The sequence below is a fragment of the Paenibacillus sp. FSL K6-1330 genome, assembly GCF_037976825.1.
GTDB lineage: Bacteria > Bacillota > Bacilli > Paenibacillales > Paenibacillaceae > Paenibacillus_AQ.
Genome location: NZ_CP150269.1, coordinates 2055545 through 2072277, shown reverse-complemented (window position 1 = coordinate 2072277; position 16733 = coordinate 2055545). Strand labels below are relative to the sequence as shown.

The window sequence follows — 16733 nt, the reverse complement described above, 5'->3', positions numbered from 1 at the left end:
CTCACCGTCCCCTCATACGCGCGAGCCGCGCTTGATATTGTTCTTCTGCCGACTTTGGTGGTTCTGCCGGCGGCTTCGGCAGCATGCTGTTGATCCGCTTAATAATGTTTTCCCTTGCCTCCTTGTCCATGAGGTGCGGAAAAGACACTATATCGATTTGCATCAGCAACTGCTCTGCCCTTACCTGATCATGCAGCATAAGCATCTGTGGGAGGTCCACGAAATAATATTCGTTCTCGATCTCGTATTGGGTCTTGCCCAGTACCGCACAACAGCGCAAGACAAAATCATCATAGGTGACTACACGTCGGCCCGATCCATCCGTTTCACGATGCTCTGAATGAACTGCTGTGCTACTGGAGGAATCAGGCCGTTCAAGTTTTTTAGAGCTTCATTCATGTCGTTCTTCTCCCAAGTGAGTCGGAGAAACTCGGTACATTCGCCGAATGCGGCATGCTCGTCCAAGTAATCCATGGGCAGGTCACTCAATAGTGAAGTCAGTTCGTAAATTTCATCTATCGAAACGTCAGCGGCGGCCACAATGAACACCGCGCGGTCGCTTTCAGGCGTCAGGAAAAGCTTAATAAGATAATCACCGATCGACCCGATATGGTCGGTCAGTTTCTTCAATCGGCTTCGGGTCAGTTTGGGTACCGTAACCCTCTTACTGCCGAGCATGACATAATCCTTTTTGCTACCCAGGTTAAACATCCTTGATCATTCCTCTCGTAGGAAATAAGAAAAAGGAGAAGGCTTCTGCCCTCTCCTTGCGTATGAATGAATTATGCCGTTGCCGTGATGTCGCCCCAGGTATAAAGCAGACCCCTCGGTGTGGCTTTGAGATCAGGATACGCCATACCGTTGATCGGGAATTTCTGGTTATCATCCAACATAAACTGCGCGTTAACGTCAAACTTAATACCACAGGACTCAATATAAATGAACCGAGACGGATCCGTAATACCCTGTGGCTCAATCACGGCCCGTTTACGTGGCAGCTCTTTTCCTGCCAGACCGGTGATCTGATATTTTACCTTGTCCGGATCATTCGCATCCGTGACCTTGATCGCATTAGCGTTAAATTTTACGACCTTATCAAAGTCCGTGTCTGGAGTTTCAAACTCCACCCGCCCAATCGTGCCGGTCGAAAACGACTTAACCGGGGCTGTACCCGTTTGGTCGGTCGTCGGTTCGAAGTAGGTGGTTTCCGTATAGAAACGAATTCCTCCTTGGGTCAGATCAATGATAACGGCATCTGGCAACAGCATACCCTTATCATCCACGCCCCATTTAAAAATCCCGGGACCTGCATAAATCTTATCCACATCTGCCATCGTTAATTTTCCTCCTTAACGTAAAATACAAAATTGGTTGAATACATAGGCCGATCCTTATCGTCGAGCCCAAGAGGTATAGGACTGGACTGGTTGGCCGTACTTGAAAAAACATGCACGGTACCCGCATTGTAATTGGTCCGCCGATGCAAATGCTTGATCAGCCGTTTGGCAAGAGCCTCGGCCCCCGCCATGTTCCCCGGCATCGCCTTGTATGATTTGCCTTTTACGATCACCTGAAATGTGGGCCTCTCGGTCGGCACATAAGCATGTGCTGCGTACCCGCCAGTACCGAAAACAAACAAGCAGGGAAGCTTCGATTCCGGCAGCTCAGCCGGGATGAAGTTGGGATCCGGATAAACGGTGAATCCGGCATCCGTCAGGTATGCAATCAAGTCGCTTGCAAGCATGCTATCCTCCCTCCAGAACGCTCTTTAATTCCTGCAAAATAAGATCTTCGTTCATTTTCAGAGCGTTTTCCAGAAACTTTTTCCCTGGCATGTATCCTTTGTATGACCCTTTGCTTAATGTCTTCTCTCCTGGAGTCATTTCCACGATTGCACCGCTTTTGGTTTTTCGGAATCCTTCATGTTGAACCACAGCGTAATCATCAACCGCCGGGCTCGTCCCGAGATCAATGTACATACCAGCTATAGTCCGTTTGACTTCGCCGATGATCAGTTGGTCCTCCAAATCGCCAGAAAGGTTAGGGGCCAAACGTTTTGCATCATGTATCACATCTAAGGCCAAGCGAGTAAGTGTTTCTTCCAGGCGCCGGTCCAAGTCGTTCTCCATCCTCGTTAATCGGTCGACCATAGCGTCAATCCCCTCGAGGCTAAAGCTAAATAATTGGTGGTCAGCTATAGACGATCACCTTCTTTACATCATCCGTCCCAAGGTACTTTTTGACTTCAAAATGAGCGACATCGCAACGGATCTTCATGCCGAGCTTGTTCTCGTATTCGAAATAATCGTCAAGGGTTACGGATTGGGGGCCTTCCAAATGAATCTCGTATGCGATCTGAATCTCCTCGCCGCGGGCATTCCGGATCAGACGTTGCTCCTCGACCACCTTTGCCGCTTTGACATCGCTGATGGGCTGCTGCGGCCGTCCCCAGTCGTCCTTGCCTCCTACGTGCCAATGAGTTACCGTCGCCGGGTATCCAAAGAGACTCATACCAATGCACCGCCATACTGCCGCTGCGCCACTTCTGCGGCTTCCTTCTCGGCTAGTTCTGCTGCGGTAGGTCCAAGCAAGGCCCGGACGTCAGGGGCCACGTCAGGGCGTTCCTCCTCCTTGTAGCTGATCGATTCGCCGTTATCCGATACCGTTTTAACATTGTGTTTCTGATATTTAAGTGCCGGGTCGACGCCCTGCAGCTCCCATACCGTTTGAAACGCAACGATCGAGACGGCCATCGGACTGATCTTGGGATACCATCGAGCCAAATTACGTTCAGCTTGAACGACGGCAACGGCTTGCTTTTGATCCGTGGCCCGGTCCCATGCGTCGGTATCCAGCATGTTGGCCATGATCCAAGCTCCAACTTCTTGAGGGTCCATACCGATCACCTACTTCTTCTCGGCTGCTTCGATTTCTTTGACAAGCGTAGCTGCATCTTTTTCGTAGGCTCCGTCAATTTCGAGTTCGAGTGCTTTTTCCCGGAGAGCTTCAATTTCAGCCTCCTTCTCAGCGATGCCTTCCTTCAACTTGGCTTCACCGAGACGGCCAGCATTTGGAACCCCCAACTCTTTCGCCCGCTCACGGAGCTCTTGCAATTCCGTATCGGGCTCATCTGGTAGAGCTTCGATTTCTACAGCAGCTTCGGCGGCAATGGCTTCCTTCGCTGCCTCGTCATTCACCTTTCGTAACACTTCCCCGGGTTGACGCCACTTGCCGTCGTATTTGACGACCCCTGTCAGTTTGATATCCAATCCAATCACCCTTTTCATTTGAAATAAGAAAAGGAGCCCTCTAAAAGGCTCCTTAATATACCGTTGCGGATACTACACTATCCGCCCAGGCGAATGCCGGGAAGGACAAAGCCACCCCCGCTGTACGCAGGCGGATTGGATTCTTGGTGACATCACGGAATACATAGATGCCCATGTCACCGGTTTGAACGGATTCAATTTCGGACATCATTTCCTCCGTCGTCTTGGCCCAAAGGTAATTACCCAGCGGACCGTCAGGAAGTAACACGAAACGATTTTGTGGCATCATCCGCACGGTTGTGAAGCTAAGCTTTCCATTGGTAAGTTTACGGTCTTCCGTTCGGGCCTGAGTGTCGTAGGCGACGAGTGCCGGAAACTCAAGCTCATCGAACACCGATTGCAGTTGCGCTCGGGTGAGTTCAGGCGGCCGTGCGTTACCACTAGGATTGCCGTGATAATGTTGACGAATCGACAGGTTACGTCGAAGCAGCGTAATGACCTTTTTGCTCGTCATAGCCCGTTTGAGGGAAATACCCAAATCCGCCCATGCATCAATCCATTCTTGGATATCGTCCAGAGGTTTCGAATTTTCGAAATCATCCCACTTGTCTGCGCCCGTGAGTACAGGCTTTTGAGCAGGAGTATAACCGTAATCAACTTCGACGCGAACGTTACCTTCGACGTAATTGACACTGCCGCTCCAGACGCTGGTCAAAGCGATCCATTCCTTCCGCGCTTGGATTGCATCCACGGCGTACTGCGCGTCATTCAGTTGCTCTTGCCGCAGCTTATTACGTTCTGCGTCTCGCAAGCCATAGCTTTGCGATGCTTGAAGAGCCATACGGACCAACTTCTCGTCCATGTAACGGCCTCGTTGGATCTTCGGGATAGTTACTCGGCTCCCAGTCAGCCCCTCACGGGAGCCGTACTCAACCTCGGTACCCAGCTCAGCGATTTGCGCCATGACAGGCAACTTCGACCCGCTGTCCTTAATGACATCGACCGTCAATTCGTCAGTTTCCTGGGGTGGGAACAACAGAGGATAAAGATACTCATTAGATACTTCGAGGTTTCGGGAATACACCAACAAATCCTCGCCAGTCAGAGCTTCCTCCAGTGTTAAATCGATCGGATCATCCGCGAAGGTTTGGAGATCCAGTCTCAAACGAAGGTTGTACTGTTTGGTCATTATAGTTTCCTTCCTTTCATCTATAAGAGTAATGGAATTAGGCAAAAACAATGTGCGGCATTTTCTCGCGCAGCGTGTCGTCGACAGTAACCGGAATACGCTCGGTGATAAACTTACCAACTTCATAGCCACCGACTACATGGTCACCGTCTTTGACGTTGACCGTGCGCTTCAGGATAACGGTCGGGTTTTGGCTGCCATCGGTTCCAGCCGGATCATAGGGTACAAATTTGCCCGATGCCGTCACCTTCGCCATCGGCATGCCTTTCTTGATGATTTTGTCGCCATTGGCATCCGCGGTAACGGCTGCCGAATCAATGGTGATACCATTGGTCACCTCACGGACGACTTCAAACGATGCCAAGATTTCATATTCATCCTGAACAATTACACGTTGTCTAGGTTGCAATCTCATTGAATAGTCCCCTCCTTATTTTCTTGCCCACGGGTCATTCACAGTTTGTCCACCGATCACTCCGCGGCTTTTTGCAAGATTAACGATATCTTCATGCTTCTTCTGTTTTTGCTCTTGGGAGTTCGGTACATTTGCACCGATCCGGCCACTGCCCTGTTTGGCTTTCAACAGATGCGGTTTCTTCTTGGCTAATGCCTCGAGTGCTTCTTTCACGCCCTCCAGCTCACCCTTGTCGTTCTCCTTTACGGCGGACAGGTCTGCGAGTGCAGCTGCGTCCTCCCAATCGGCGAACCCGAGTTCATTCGCCATCACCTTAACCTCGGCATTTAGCAAACGTTTGAAGGTCTTGTCGTTCTGCTCCTTTTCACGCGCCTTGATTTTCTCATCGACCAGACGATCGACTTCCGCAGGATCAAGTTTCCCTTCTTTGTCTTGCTTCTCCGTCGGCTTAACGGCGGCTTGCATGGCTTCCACTGAGTCAAAACCCAGTTGCTTAGCCAGAGCTTTCTGAGCAGCCTTCTCAGCACGCGCAACGCGTTGCTGTACATGCTGATCGAGTTCCGCTTGAGTAAACGTCTTCTCGCCGTTACCGGCGCTACCACCATCACCGCCGCTTCCCCCTGCTCCATCTCCGCCGCCACCTTCGCCGCCTGCCCCTCCGCTGGCACCATCGTCAGCAGCAAAGAGCTGCAGGTTCAATTTCAAAGGAAAACGTCTTGCGATATATTCGTACATCTTTTCATCCTCCTGTTTTATGCCCGGGTAGGCTTCCTCGCATAGCAGTTTAAAGTCATGCCACGGTTTGGACAAAAGAAAAGCCGCCTATTCAGCGACTTCGTTATCAAACTTATTCGAAATCATCAACTTCACGAATTCAATTGCACCAAGAACCTCAAAATAGTTGAGTTCATCAGGGTTCTTATAATCAACAGACCCGTCGACAATATCAACTTCAATAATAAACTTCTTTTTCATTTAAGCCTCCGCCTTAATCGCTGCATTTGCTTTACGATATAATTCCTGTAGTTCGGTGTATTTTTTGGTGCCCCGGGCTTTTAAACTGGCGAACTGCCGTAAATTCGGTGTGTCATTCGGCAGCACAGCCTTGTATCTCATCCACTGTTTGCGTGTCTCATTCTTTCGGGATTTGTCCAGTTGGATCTCGTTGTACCGTCGAATGTTCGCCTCAGTACGATTATCCGTGAATGGGCGGTTTGATACGACTATCATGTGCTCGATTTCCTCAGGAGTTTGATATTCCTCAATCCAAGCACTTATAGAATGGACGCAATGGGCATGGTATGGCGGGCGGATTTCCAGTTTCGGGTACCGCGAATCATTGCCGCTGATGCTATACACGCGGCCCTGGTATTTTGCACAATATTCACAGGTTATCCCCACGTAGTTCACATAGACCAGGTCAAGACCGTTCTGAACGATCGTGTTCTCAGCCCCAGTGACGTGTGCCTTCCGGAGATTGTATTGGACAACGCCGTTCATGTACTTATCCGCTGGGATCCGTGCGTCGTTCTTGGCTACAATTCCTGTTATACCTTGCTCAGTCATCTTTGCAACGGCTTCTTTGGTCGCTTCTCGTCGGCTGACCCCTTCGGCCAATATCCGCTCTGTCGCCGCCCGGACAACCTCCTCCACCCGATGCTTCGCATCCTGAGACATGTTATCAGTCGCCTCAAGGATTCGGAAAAAGGTATCGTCCATGATCGCTTGAACAGCTTGCTGATGAATGATGGGTTCCAGTACGGTATTGATTTGATTCTCCACCATCCCCTGAGTCATCATACTGCTCGATGCTTCGCGGGAACCCTCTTTATATGCCTCGGCCAACAGTTCAGACATACTTTGAGCAGATCCGTCTGTCAATTCGGAAAGGATCTCATCGATCTGCTCCAGCAGCCGCTGTTTCCTCCGCTGCGTGTAGCTACCAAGCTCTAAGGACCGGATCAGTTGGATCAGCCGTTCCCCAGCCTGTGTATAAAGAGCAATGAGTTTATCAGCATCAGCCATTAGCTACCACCCAAGTTCACCCGCGGCGGCTGCGTATAGGTTGGATTCATCGAGTCAACCGTCTGCTCGTCATGGATCTTCTGGATCTCAGCCATAATTGCCTCCTCTGACCAATCCGGATGCATACGACGGACCGTCGTCTCCAATGATTGCACACCGCCGGCATACTTCTCGATTTCTTCTGTATCCTTCTCGCTGTCTGCCTTCGGCAGCAGTTCCCCCCACTCGACCACAGGATCGTTAACTTCAAGATTTTGATTCCCGATCGCATTTTCGAGGATCATGCACTTCCTTATGGCTGCTTTAATAGCTGCATCGAACTTTGATTGAATCGCCTCGGCCTTAATGACCGATTGAATCCAAAGGTAGAGTAGCGCAACCCCAGAATCACCTTTGCCATCTTCCAGGCCAGCTGCTTGGGGTGAAGTTTTACTTATGGCCAGCATGTACTTGATCAAACGTGCAACGTGTTCAAAGCTTTGCTGTGTCTTGGCATCCCAAGTGATATACATAGGCACTGCTCCGTTGTTCTCATTGTAGCTGACCACCTCAAGGTCAGCGTTACGAACGAAGTGCCCTCCGTAATGCTTGTTGTTGTCGTTGGCTACGGTATCCCAAAGACCTTTCGGAATAGCCAGCTTCGGCTTCCCATGCTTCTCAAAAACAACGCTGTCTCGGGTGATGGTCCAGTTGATTTCTTCCTGCAGGCCATCAATGTTTCGGAGTGCGGACCGCCCACGAGGATGTAACAATGTGTCCTCATTGGTAATCGCACCACATAGCAATTCGTTTACTCCCGGAAGCTCTGCATCCTCTGGAATGTCCAACTTATATTCAGCAGCGTACTCATTAATATCGACCTGATCAGTGACCTTGTCACCCTCCATCTTAAAGACCAGTTGCTCAATGGTCAGACCATTTGCATCAATCCGTTGCCGCTCAACCCTCAGGAAACGATCTTTCCGGCTATCTTCGCCCCATTCTTCGATCCAAGCGATATCAACACCGCGATCATCGTCATGAGGGAAGTAACGATCCCCTAGAATCCATTCGAACCATACTACACCGGAACCATCCCTTCGGATCCGGTAGGCGACCATTCCGTCAACCTGAGTCTGTACTACAGCAGACCAAACCTTCTCATTCGGCTTACTGGCTGATACGACAGTGGACACGAATTCCAGCTCCGGCCCTTCCTCCGTATCGGCTGAAATGTTCCCGAGCGACCGGTTCAGGAGATCCGCCGGCACCTCAGCGACAAGGCTGCTGAAGTTGGCCACAATGTATTGGCGATCTGCACTGAACACTTTCTCGACCTGCCGCCAGGACCGCACACCGACACGCCGCCGGACCAACCGGTGCTCCTTCGTTACCAACTGAGCCCTCGGGAAGATCTCTGCATGTTCGCCCTCGTACAGAAGCCGGTAATACTGCATCATCCCGATTTCTAGATCAAATGGCGGCGGCGGAAAGCTCTTTTTGCTGTAAATGATCGTCATTCTATTCACCTTCCTTCTACCAGCCTGCAGGCCGTTGATTCGTGTACTGGAGTGCTTTATCGGTTACGAATGACAGGACGACAGCATCCGCACGGTCAGGAGAATCAAGCCCGCGCTTTTTCATGTCTTCTTTGCGTTCGAGAGCAAGCTTCCCTTTGCTGGTCATCCTGTATTTGCGCTGCGTTAGCTGAGTGATTAGCCGTTCATCGTTCGGCAGCTCAACACTGATAGGTTCACCCTGCATATGTTTTGAAAAACATTCTTGCAGAACATCCCGAACAACAGCCCAAGCTTCTGTCCCGCGATTCTCATAATGCTCGACTTCATCGTCAGTGGGTTTACTCCCGTTGTTAACTGGGATTACCCGCCAACCATACATTCCTTCCTCTGCGATTACCTCATTCAGCCTGTCTGTGACGCCGCCACCAACCCCGCTATCATCGACTTTGATCTCGACAAACTCCAGTTGTGGAAAGGTGTTAAGCATGTCCCTCCCAATACTAAATACCTGACCCGCAGTCACCATAGTGTCCTGCTTGTTGTATCGTTTGAGATCAAATACTTTCATACCGATTCTCGGTGCGATAATCGTTTCATCGTCACCAAAGCGTGCGACGTCAACGCCCAGATGAAGAGTGTCACCGATCGGTTCGACAACTGTTCCTGTAGCCAGCTCGACAAGCTCCAGAGGGATAAATGCATCTGCTTCCGCTTTTGGGAATTCTCCATATACGCGGACACGGACAACATCACTATCAGCACCGTACTTGTCGATCAGCATCTGAATGTTCTCTTTGCTGGCCCGCTTACTGCTACGGCTATCCACCTTATGAGAACGGAATCGGCTGCGGTCCCGATTGTGAGAATCATAAAAAACCCCACTCGTACGAGTCGGGTTTCCACACATCAACAATTTGTTTTCTGCGCCAGACAAGGTGCCCAGAATGGCTTCCATGATCGGGTCCGCTACGCCTGAAGCTTCATCGACGACAAACAACATGTAATCCTCATGGAAACCCTGCATGTTCTCGGGTTTGTTGGCCGTCCTGGCCGTGGCAAACCACCGCTGTTCATGGCCTACCATATAGACCTTGGTCTTTGTCCACTTCAGGAGATTCTTGACCATGGAGTTCTCCAGCCACTTGGATACCTCTGCCCAAAGAACGTCATGCAGCTGCTGCTTGGTTGGCGCCGTACATACCACTTTGGGATTAGGACGGCAGCACAGAAACCAAATGACCAATGCAGCCTCAAGACCTGTCTTCCCAACACCCTGACCAGATCGGACACTGGTCCTCGGGAATTGAGCCACATCCATCATGACATCACGTTGCCAATTGTCCGGATCAAAGCCCATCATGTCCTCAGCAAAAGCAACCGGGTCATCCCAATATAGATCGAGCAGATCAGTGACAACGTTATACGGCTTACTCATCTGCTAACGCCTCCGCCTGCTTAGCTCTACGACGCTGTGCAATTTCCTTTAGGGCGTCGGTCCAGCTTTGCGTTGCACCCGCAGCGCCTTGTTGCTTGTTCAATTCGATCTGCAGAAGAGCTGTACGAATCTGCTTCTCGTCATCAATCAGGCGATTCTTCAATTCCGCCGCTTTGAGCTTTTGAGCCTGGACTCGGGTCAATGCATCTTCGATCTTCAGGATGTCGTCAATGGCTCGATACTCCGTCTCTTCAACTTGAGATTCAACCATCTCGGTCCGGGTAACAGGGATTGTCTTTGTGGTACCTGATTTCTCATCATGTACGGTCATTACATCCTTGATCCCTTTAAGCTCGTTCAGGACCCTTCGTTGCTTCTCGGTCAAACCATTCATCAGCTTACCGATCCGTTGAAGCATGCGGCGCTCTCGAATAGACAGCAATTTAATAGTTTCATCAGCCTGTTGAATCGGATCGGTGTCGACTTGATCAACAAGGTCCTGCTCATCCTCTTCCAGTGCATCCATCCAAATCGTTTCAAACTCGCCCGTGGTAACGGCTTTCTTGTTTTTTAGTGGCCCACCGGGACCGCCCTTATTGCCAACAGCTCGTTTGTTACCTGCAGGAGCTCCCCCGCGGTTACCGACTGCGTTTTTGTTCCCTTTGGGGGCGCCTCGTTTAGTAACGTTACCTTTTGATTCATTGGTAACGTTACTATTCAAATCTGCAGCCCACTTATCTTGAGATTTCCACTTTCGGACCTGGGTCTCCCCAATAGAAAGAGCGGCGGCGATGTCCTTAAGCTTCATCGTCCCACCGCTCTCCAACCACATTTGCTTTGCCTTGTCCCGATTAGGACTTCTTTCTCTAGCCATGCTACACCATCACCACCCCCATATTAACTTTTGATGCAGTTTTTCCGATATTATTATCAATTCTCATGGAAAGGTCGGACTATTTTGATTTATCTAATATTGATAGCAATAGCGTTTATCTTGCTACTTTCATGTTATCTTTACTATTCTTTTCTCACGGTCACGCTAAACAAGCCATTTAGAGAAATTAACTATTTCAAGTTTTTATTTTCTTCTAATGCCATTGATTCATTTTTTTTATTTAGGGACTCGGAAGATGGTGTTATCACAACTTATACGAAAACAAGGGATTTATACTTTTTGTACAAAGAGCTAAAACCATTTGAATTTATGCTCGCAAAGCTACACTTGAAGGAAAGAAATTCAAAAAACTCATATCTAAATAATTCAATAGAATTGCTGATAAAACTTGTAGTAACTATTTCCGTAACTTTAGTGACCGTAACTGTTACGATCTCTATTGCCTTGTTAGGATTTGAAGAAAGAAATACAGCATTAAAAGAAGCAGATTATTTCGGTTGGACAGCAAATATCGAAAAAATATTACAAACATTACAAACTGGATTAGAGTCAATAGGTAGTTTATCATTCATTTGTCTTTCAATTTTTATTTTCGCTTTATCTTTCACGCTGTTAGACACACTTAAAGAAAGTCAGATTAAAAGGCATTGTCTCATCGTTGAACAGATTGAACAAGAAAGGAAAACATCATAATTCATCCTTCTGCAGCTCGATATCAATCTCAATGAGCTTTTTCAGATCATCCACCGTCTTGATCTCAATCCGACCTTCCTGAAAATCCTTCACCCACTTGGCTATTCCAGCCTTGACGATCTTCCGGTATTGTTCCTTGCTCTCGAGGATACCTTCCATGACTTGAAGCTCATGCTGCATAAGCAATTCTTTATTCTCAGGTGTTCCCATTGTCGTTCCCCTCGGCTTTCCGTTATGATGGAATGCGAGATAGCGGATGTCTGCAAAATGCCGCGCGCGGCGGGCCGCTATCTCAGCCGGGGGATACCCTGGATCAAGGGGAGGACGTTACAGCGTCCTCCTTTTTATTGTGTTGTGGTAACAACACGATGGATAAGAACAGGTTCAATGCCGGTTGCCTCCTGGTATCGTCGTTTGATGACGTCGCAGAATTTTGGATCAATCTCCATGGTCCGGCAGGGCCGATCAAGTTGATCACAGGTCATCAAAGTGGATCCGCTGCCTCCAAAGAGATCGACCACGGTGTTACCTGGACGACTGCTGTTCTTGATTGGTATGGCCAGCAGTTCCAGCGGCTTTTGTGTCGGATGAACGTACTTGCCGACATCACCACGGGACACTTCCCAGACCGTGGATGGTTCAGGTTCCTCCAAAGGGAGACCAGCGCGCCATACCGTGGTCTGTCGGCGGTCGCCGTACCAAGCTGGGGCCTTTCCTTTTATATGAGCGTAGAATACCGGCTCATGCTGCCAGCGGTACTGCGACCAGCCGAATGAAGCCGCGTTCTTCACCCATACGCATTGACTCCGGATGACAATGCCTGCTGCGTTCATGGCTTCCTCGAACTGTCGCTGGTAAGAAGATGGATGAAAGACGTATATCGCGGCCGTCGGCCCCATATGTTCGGCATACCTCTCAAATACGGAATGCAAAAAGCCCGCAAATTCCTCTGCGGGCATGTTGTCGTTCACTATTGTCTCCCGGCCGTCAGCGGCCAGACGGGAAGAGTCACTTTCAACGGCCACGTTATATGGTGGGTCTGTCACAACCAGTGCTGCCAGTTGACCATCCATCAAGCAGCTTACATCCTCATTGCTGGTTGAATCACCACACATCAATCGGTGAGGACCAAGTTGCCAAATATCTCCCCGTTGCGTCTCCGGCTCCCGGATGTCATCAAGTGCCCCTTGAACGTCGAAGTCATCCTCCACAACCGGATCCTCAATCTCCGTATCTGGTACAATGCCGAACTCAGCCACCAGGTCACTGATCTCTTCCTCGTCAAAACCTGATAACGCCATATCGGCCCCGCTTATTTGCAGATCAGCCAACAGCCTGGTCAACGCTTCTTCATCCCAACGACCGGATACCTTGTTCAACGCAATGTTCAGAAGCCGTTCCTGCTGATCGTCCAGGTCAACGACACTGACGGCCAACTCCGTATGTCCTTGTTCATGGACCATGATCTTATAACGCTGATGCCCACCGACCATGTTGCCTGTCCTCTCATTCCAAACTATCGGTTCTACATAGCCGAAAGTTGTGATCGACTGCTTGAGCTTTTCATAGTCCGGATCTCCGGGCTGTAAATCCTCTCTTGGGTTATAAGCTGCTGCATTGATTTGATCGATTGATATTACTCTGATGTCCACGTCATTTCCCTCCTAACTTTTTATATGTACCACTTTTATGCACTTAAGTATAATTGTTTTATAATTATCAGACGGAAAAGAGGAGATTGTATTGAATCAAGATTTCTTAGAAAAATTATTAATAGGACTAGCATCTGCAATATTATCTGGTTCGGTAGCAGTTTTTATCTCAACATGGATTTACAAGAAAAATGAAGCTCGAAAAATAAAACTCGACGTATTTCGAAAATTAATGGGTTACAGATACAATATCTATTCAAAAGAATTCGCAGAAGCTTTAAACTCTCTCTTTGTTGTTTTTTATGAATCTAAAGAAGTTATTAGTGCACTGAAAAACTTTCATGAAACAGTCACCTCTACTCATAGAGAAACTGCCAAAATTGAAGCGAAGTTATTGGAACTCTTTAAATGTATATCTCGAGATCTAGATATAAGCGCAGATGCTATTTCAGACAACTTCTTCTTAACACCTTTTCAAACAAAATACTCATCTAATTAGCCATTTTTGTGTTGAGTTGGTTTCCCATATACGTGCATGCAAAACAGGGGCACACGCCAACGCGTTGCCCCTTCTCTGCTGTTTTCCTGTCCTGTCCCTCTATTCGTCCACAATCCATTGCCCACACCTTAAAACAGCTTAAATTTCGATGTTTAATCCTCCAAAAAGAACTTTTATTAGTTGCTGATTTTGGGACCAATAACGTTAATAATTTCAATACAACTACTTACATCACCATTTTCTAGTTTATTAATTAGTTTCGTTATTTCTCCAGATATTTTTGCTTTAATTAATCCTTCCTCTGCCATGAATTGTAAACCTACATCGCATGTAGTACTTACAAATTTCGAGTTTTGTGAAATCTCATTAAAAATGTGAAGCATTCGTATAAGAATCTCACTTAAGTCAAAATCATGCTCAATTTTTAACTTATATCTTTCTTCAAGTTCCCTTACCTTTTCAATGGAACGAAGGTACTCAGGAGGGTATACAACAAAAATCTCATTTTCATTTAATAAACCCATTTGATTACCAAAATGTTTTTTAGACAGAACACCTACTCTGAAAAGTATTTTATCCATAGCTTCTGTTGCTCCGATCCATGAAGCAATTGCTACGCTTTCATCTATTACCTCTGAATATTCAGGTGCCTCATTTTTTGAATAATCAACAGAATTCTTAAATATATCTATTATATTCTGAACCTCACTTACTTTTTCTTCTGCTAATGACTTTTTGAAATCATTGATAAACAAAGAGAGCCCTGCTCCTCCAGCCCACCCCATTTCAGGAATATTGAATAACTTTTCCTGACCATCCTCATAACCGTACTCTTGTTCCATGCCCCAATTTATTCGGTTATCAGTTAGAATGATTGAAAATAATCCTGTTGTAAAACCAATAATTGCTGTCATTTACTCACCTCTCCCGTTGTCATATTTCGACATCAGGAAGTATTTCCCTTCTTCACACAAGGGCGTCTTCCACAAAACTGTTTCGTGCCGGTCCATACGCCCCACATGCAGCCTTTGCACTTCTCCGGCTGCTGCGGTCTTCTTGTAGACTTCATGAGCTTATTCTTCTTACCAACACCACTCACCTTTTCGGAAATAAAAAAGAACTGTTATCAGTGCTGCTAAATTAAATGTGAATAGCTCCCGATAATTCCTCGGGAGCTCTTTGAGATTAAGTATGAACTTCAGTCGATTAAAATCAAAAATCACCTAAAGATGAACCCATTTTAAAATATGCTACTCCATTAACATCATTCGAGTTACCTTTGTATGTAACATCATACTCTCCAGTTCTCATTCCTTGAGGATAACCCTCATTGAAACTTCTCCAATCAAGAGTATCGTTTTTTGGAATATCTCTATTCAGATAGATTAAACCTGAACTTTTGTGCACTATAGACACTGTCACGGGGTAACTACTATTATTCATAAAGAAAACTTTAAGATGGCCATACCCAGGATTAATTGTGAATTGTCTTTGTACATTGGAGCCACCATTAAAGTTAATAGAAAACTCCTGGTCAATCTGAAAAGGTGTAACAATAGTATTGTCAAATAATGAAGGCTTTATTGTGCTTGTAGGTTCTAGCACAGCTTCGTTCGAGGAAGCAAAAGCTGTCATAGGTGTTGTCGCTAAAGCTAGTCCAAGAATTGCAAAGATTGCCTTTTTTCTCATTAAAATCGCCTGCTTTCTCCTATTAAATAGGAATATATTGGATTCAAATCAAATATATAACATTGGTATATATTAGTCAATAATCTAATATATGAAAATCAAGAAAAGCCGCTCCTGCTAAGGGAACGACTTTCGGGATTTTATATGAAGATATCATACAAGCTTAATGTTTTGCTGGAGCACTGGCGACCGTGCCGGCCGCAGCAAAACGCTGCGCTCTTTGCTTTAAAAGCATCTGCAATTAGTAACCAGAGAGGAGAACAAGACCATTTTACTGTTGAGTTAAAAATGGAGTCAACATAATTAATTCGGAATAAGACTAACTATCCCCTCATTACTTCCCTTTTTCAAGATCATGCTCATTAATTCGAAAAGCCGCTGTTAGACAGCGGCCCATACCCTAATATTCGTTCACATCAAAAGTAACAATTTTATCGAAGGTAATATACTGAGTAATTTTCTTGAATGATCCAACATTCACGGTTTTCACGAATGGGTAGTAGTTCTTTCCAATTCCATTTGCCCGATTATCATACCAATTAATAAAATCGCTGATTTGACTTGTTGACAGGTCGTACTCTCTTTCATAGCCAGTATTTAAATAAATCTTTAAGATAGAATTGCCCGGAACAGGTTCTTCAAGTGTAATGGTTACTGTATTGCTTGGTCCCGATTCTATATTATTTGAGTATGCGGCTGTAACATATGCCGTATAGGTTTGTCCAGGCGTCAGTCCAGTGATAGTAAAGTTGTTGGTAGTGACAATTCCAGGCATTTGAACTCCATCAAGATAGACATAATATCCTTGTACGTTTGGAGAATTAACAGCGTTCCAAGTTAAATCAACACTTGAACTGGTTTGACCGATCACAGTTAGATTAAGAGGACTTTCAGGATTAGGTTGCTGAGGAGAATCTCCGAATAAATCAAATTCTTTTAGGTTAATAGGACCAGGATTCGCGTTGATCCAAACTTCATAAGCCCCCGAAATTTTAAGATTAGTTCTCGTTCCATCCTGAACCAAGTTTGCATTATCATATAGCAACTTGTTGTTCTCACCGAAAAAGCGAAGGCGCGTTTTTGAAGATTTGGTATCTAGCAAAAGTTGATAGCCTGTTATGTCTGTAGGCTTCTCAAAACGATACTGTAAGTAGGCTACTCCGACACCATCGTATTTAAGAGGAATAGATGTATTTGTATCACCATCTGTCGCTTCAGATACAGTATTGGACCAATCGACATTCAGCCCATTAGAAGAAGCAGCCATTTGTTTCCCTTCAAGCAGTCCTCCCGGGTAGGCCTCGGCTTGATTGTTTAATGGTAGTGAAATTAAAACTAACATCAACGCAATAATAATGACACTTAATCTAACTCTCAAATGATTCATCTCCTTAGAACAGTTTATAACCTGTATATCGGAACTTCCTTCCTAATTATGTATAGAAAAAAAAGCGAGAAGAGTTACGCCCCGGT

Annotated in this window: 23 protein-coding genes; 2 read left to right on the top strand and 21 right to left on the bottom strand. The window is 46.7% G+C overall.

Going from position 1 to position 16733, the window contains the following annotated elements; translation table 11 throughout:
• Position 1: 1 nt before the first annotated feature.
• From NYE54_RS09305 to NYE54_RS09230, 16 genes are all read right to left on the bottom strand, one after another.
• Positions 2 to 280, bottom strand: coding sequence for a hypothetical protein (locus NYE54_RS09305; protein ID WP_339271744.1), 279 nt, complete (start codon positions 278 to 280; stop codon positions 2 to 4).
• Between the two features lie 20 nt (positions 281 to 300).
• On the bottom strand, positions 301 to 711 hold the full coding sequence (locus NYE54_RS09300) for a hypothetical protein (protein WP_339271742.1): 411 nt from the start codon (positions 709 to 711) through the stop codon (positions 301 to 303).
• 71 nt (positions 712 to 782) lie between these two features.
• Positions 783 to 1334, bottom strand: coding sequence for a hypothetical protein (locus tag NYE54_RS09295; protein ID WP_339271740.1), 552 nt, complete (start codon positions 1332 to 1334; stop codon positions 783 to 785).
• A 2-nt stretch (positions 1335 to 1336) separates the two neighbouring features.
• The gene (locus NYE54_RS09290) at positions 1337 to 1744 is read right to left on the bottom strand and encodes a minor capsid protein (RefSeq protein ID WP_339271739.1); all 408 of its coding nucleotides are present in this window, start codon (positions 1742 to 1744) and stop codon (positions 1337 to 1339) included.
• A gap of 1 nt (position 1745) precedes the next feature.
• On the bottom strand, positions 1746 to 2150 hold the full coding sequence (locus tag NYE54_RS09285; protein WP_339271737.1) for a hypothetical protein: 405 nt from the start codon (positions 2148 to 2150) through the stop codon (positions 1746 to 1748).
• A 40-nt stretch (positions 2151 to 2190) separates the two neighbouring features.
• Positions 2191 to 2511 (bottom strand): hypothetical protein, encoded by a 321-nt coding sequence (locus NYE54_RS09280; protein WP_339271735.1) that lies wholly within the window; start codon positions 2509 to 2511, stop codon positions 2191 to 2193.
• Positions 2508 to 2897: a hypothetical protein gene (locus tag NYE54_RS09275; protein WP_339271734.1), complete on the bottom strand. Its 390-nt coding sequence runs from the start codon at positions 2895 to 2897 to the stop codon at positions 2508 to 2510. Before NYE54_RS09275 ends, NYE54_RS09280 begins: the two co-directional genes overlap by 4 nt.
• A gap of 9 nt (positions 2898 to 2906) precedes the next feature.
• Positions 2907 to 3269 carry a hypothetical protein gene (locus NYE54_RS09270; protein WP_339271733.1) on the bottom strand — a complete coding sequence of 121 codons (363 nt, stop codon included), beginning with the start codon at positions 3267 to 3269 and terminating at the stop codon, positions 2907 to 2909.
• 52 nt (positions 3270 to 3321) lie between these two features.
• Complete coding sequence (locus tag NYE54_RS09265; RefSeq protein WP_339271731.1) at positions 3322 to 4458, bottom strand: major capsid protein; 1137 nt, start codon at positions 4456 to 4458, stop codon at positions 3322 to 3324.
• 37 nt (positions 4459 to 4495) lie between these two features.
• On the bottom strand, positions 4496 to 4873 hold the full coding sequence (locus NYE54_RS09260; protein ID WP_339271729.1) for a head decoration protein: 378 nt from the start codon (positions 4871 to 4873) through the stop codon (positions 4496 to 4498).
• 15 nt (positions 4874 to 4888) lie between these two features.
• Positions 4889 to 5683: a scaffolding protein gene (locus NYE54_RS09255; RefSeq protein WP_339271727.1), complete on the bottom strand. Its 795-nt coding sequence runs from the start codon at positions 5681 to 5683 to the stop codon at positions 4889 to 4891.
• 12 nt (positions 5684 to 5695) lie between these two features.
• Positions 5696 to 5848: a hypothetical protein gene (locus tag NYE54_RS09250; RefSeq protein WP_339271725.1), complete on the bottom strand. Its 153-nt coding sequence runs from the start codon at positions 5846 to 5848 to the stop codon at positions 5696 to 5698.
• On the bottom strand, positions 5849 to 6898 hold the full coding sequence (locus NYE54_RS09245; protein WP_339271723.1) for a phage minor capsid protein: 1050 nt from the start codon (positions 6896 to 6898) through the stop codon (positions 5849 to 5851).
• Entirely contained in the window at positions 6898 to 8397 is a 1500-nt protein-coding gene (locus NYE54_RS09240) for a hypothetical protein (protein ID WP_339271722.1), read from the bottom strand. Before NYE54_RS09240 ends, NYE54_RS09245 begins: the two co-directional genes overlap by 1 nt.
• 16 nt (positions 8398 to 8413) lie before the next feature.
• On the bottom strand, positions 8414 to 9832 hold the full coding sequence (locus NYE54_RS09235) for a DEAD/DEAH box helicase family protein (protein WP_339271720.1): 1419 nt from the start codon (positions 9830 to 9832) through the stop codon (positions 8414 to 8416).
• A complete protein-coding gene (locus NYE54_RS09230; protein WP_339271718.1) occupies positions 9825 to 10706 on the bottom strand; it encodes a phage terminase small subunit-related protein in 882 nt (293 codons plus the stop codon). Before NYE54_RS09230 ends, NYE54_RS09235 begins: the two co-directional genes overlap by 8 nt.
• Positions 10707 to 11006: 300 nt before the next feature.
• On the opposite strand from NYE54_RS09230, the gene NYE54_RS09225 reads away from it, so the two are divergent.
• Positions 11007 to 11420, top strand: coding sequence for a hypothetical protein (locus tag NYE54_RS09225; RefSeq protein ID WP_339271717.1), 414 nt, complete (start codon positions 11007 to 11009; stop codon positions 11418 to 11420).
• On the opposite strand, the gene NYE54_RS09220 is transcribed toward NYE54_RS09225, so the two are convergent.
• Together NYE54_RS09220 and NYE54_RS09215 are read right to left on the bottom strand one after the other, a co-directional pair.
• Positions 11415 to 11630, bottom strand: coding sequence for a hypothetical protein (locus NYE54_RS09220; protein WP_339271715.1), 216 nt, complete (start codon positions 11628 to 11630; stop codon positions 11415 to 11417). The genes NYE54_RS09225 and NYE54_RS09220 overlap by 6 nt on opposite strands.
• Positions 11631 to 11764: 134 nt before the next feature.
• Positions 11765 to 13072, bottom strand: coding sequence for a site-specific DNA-methyltransferase (locus NYE54_RS09215; RefSeq protein WP_339271714.1), 1308 nt, complete (start codon positions 13070 to 13072; stop codon positions 11765 to 11767).
• Positions 13073 to 13163: 91 nt separating this feature from the next.
• Here NYE54_RS09215 and NYE54_RS09210 point away from each other — a divergent pair, with 91 nt between their 5' ends.
• Positions 13164 to 13571 (top strand): DUF6680 family protein, encoded by a 408-nt coding sequence (locus tag NYE54_RS09210; protein ID WP_339271712.1) that lies wholly within the window; start codon positions 13164 to 13166, stop codon positions 13569 to 13571.
• 176 nt (positions 13572 to 13747) lie between these two features.
• On the opposite strand, the gene NYE54_RS09205 is transcribed toward NYE54_RS09210, so the two are convergent.
• From NYE54_RS09205 to NYE54_RS09195, 3 genes are all read right to left on the bottom strand, one after another.
• The gene (locus tag NYE54_RS09205) at positions 13748 to 14485 is read right to left on the bottom strand and encodes a hypothetical protein (RefSeq protein ID WP_339271711.1); all 738 of its coding nucleotides are present in this window, start codon (positions 14483 to 14485) and stop codon (positions 13748 to 13750) included.
• 298 nt (positions 14486 to 14783) lie between these two features.
• A complete protein-coding gene (locus tag NYE54_RS09200; RefSeq protein ID WP_339271709.1) occupies positions 14784 to 15260 on the bottom strand; it encodes a hypothetical protein in 477 nt (158 codons plus the stop codon).
• A gap of 400 nt (positions 15261 to 15660) precedes the next feature.
• Entirely contained in the window at positions 15661 to 16638 is a 978-nt protein-coding gene (locus tag NYE54_RS09195; protein WP_339271707.1) for a fibronectin type III domain-containing protein, read from the bottom strand.
• Positions 16639 to 16733: the final 95 nt, after the last annotated feature.

Coding starts and splice junctions, on each gene's coding strand:
- NYE54_RS09300 (WP_339271742.1), bottom strand. CDS start 711: ATGTTTAACCTGGGTAGCAAAAAGGATTATGTCATGCTCGGCAGTAAG.
- NYE54_RS09295 (WP_339271740.1), bottom strand. CDS start 1,334: ATGGCAGATGTGGATAAGATTTATGCAGGTCCCGGGATTTTTAAATGG.
- NYE54_RS09290 (WP_339271739.1), bottom strand. CDS start 1,744: ATGCTTGCAAGCGACTTGATTGCATACCTGACGGATGCCGGATTCACC.
- NYE54_RS09285 (WP_339271737.1), bottom strand. CDS start 2,150: ATGGTCGACCGATTAACGAGGATGGAGAACGACTTGGACCGGCGCCTG.
- NYE54_RS09280 (WP_339271735.1), bottom strand. CDS start 2,511: ATGAGTCTCTTTGGATACCCGGCGACGGTAACTCATTGGCACGTAGGA.
- NYE54_RS09275 (WP_339271734.1), bottom strand. CDS start 2,897: ATGGACCCTCAAGAAGTTGGAGCTTGGATCATGGCCAACATGCTGGAT.
- NYE54_RS09265 (WP_339271731.1), bottom strand. CDS start 4,458: ATGACCAAACAGTACAACCTTCGTTTGAGACTGGATCTCCAAACCTTC.
- NYE54_RS09260 (WP_339271729.1), bottom strand. CDS start 4,873: ATGAGATTGCAACCTAGACAACGTGTAATTGTTCAGGATGAATATGAA.
- NYE54_RS09250 (WP_339271725.1), bottom strand. CDS start 5,848: ATGAAAAAGAAGTTTATTATTGAAGTTGATATTGTCGACGGGTCTGTT.
- NYE54_RS09245 (WP_339271723.1), bottom strand. CDS start 6,898: ATGGCTGATGCTGATAAACTCATTGCTCTTTATACACAGGCTGGGGAA.
- NYE54_RS09240 (WP_339271722.1), bottom strand. CDS start 8,397: ATGACGATCATTTACAGCAAAAAGAGCTTTCCGCCGCCGCCATTTGAT.
- NYE54_RS09235 (WP_339271720.1), bottom strand. CDS start 9,832: ATGAGTAAGCCGTATAACGTTGTCACTGATCTGCTCGATCTATATTGG.
- NYE54_RS09230 (WP_339271718.1), bottom strand. CDS start 10,706: ATGGCTAGAGAAAGAAGTCCTAATCGGGACAAGGCAAAGCAAATGTGG.
- NYE54_RS09220 (WP_339271715.1), bottom strand. CDS start 11,630: ATGGGAACACCTGAGAATAAAGAATTGCTTATGCAGCATGAGCTTCAA.
- NYE54_RS09205 (WP_339271711.1), bottom strand. CDS start 14,485: ATGACAGCAATTATTGGTTTTACAACAGGATTATTTTCAATCATTCTA.
- NYE54_RS09200 (WP_339271709.1), bottom strand. CDS start 15,260: ATGAGAAAAAAGGCAATCTTTGCAATTCTTGGACTAGCTTTAGCGACA.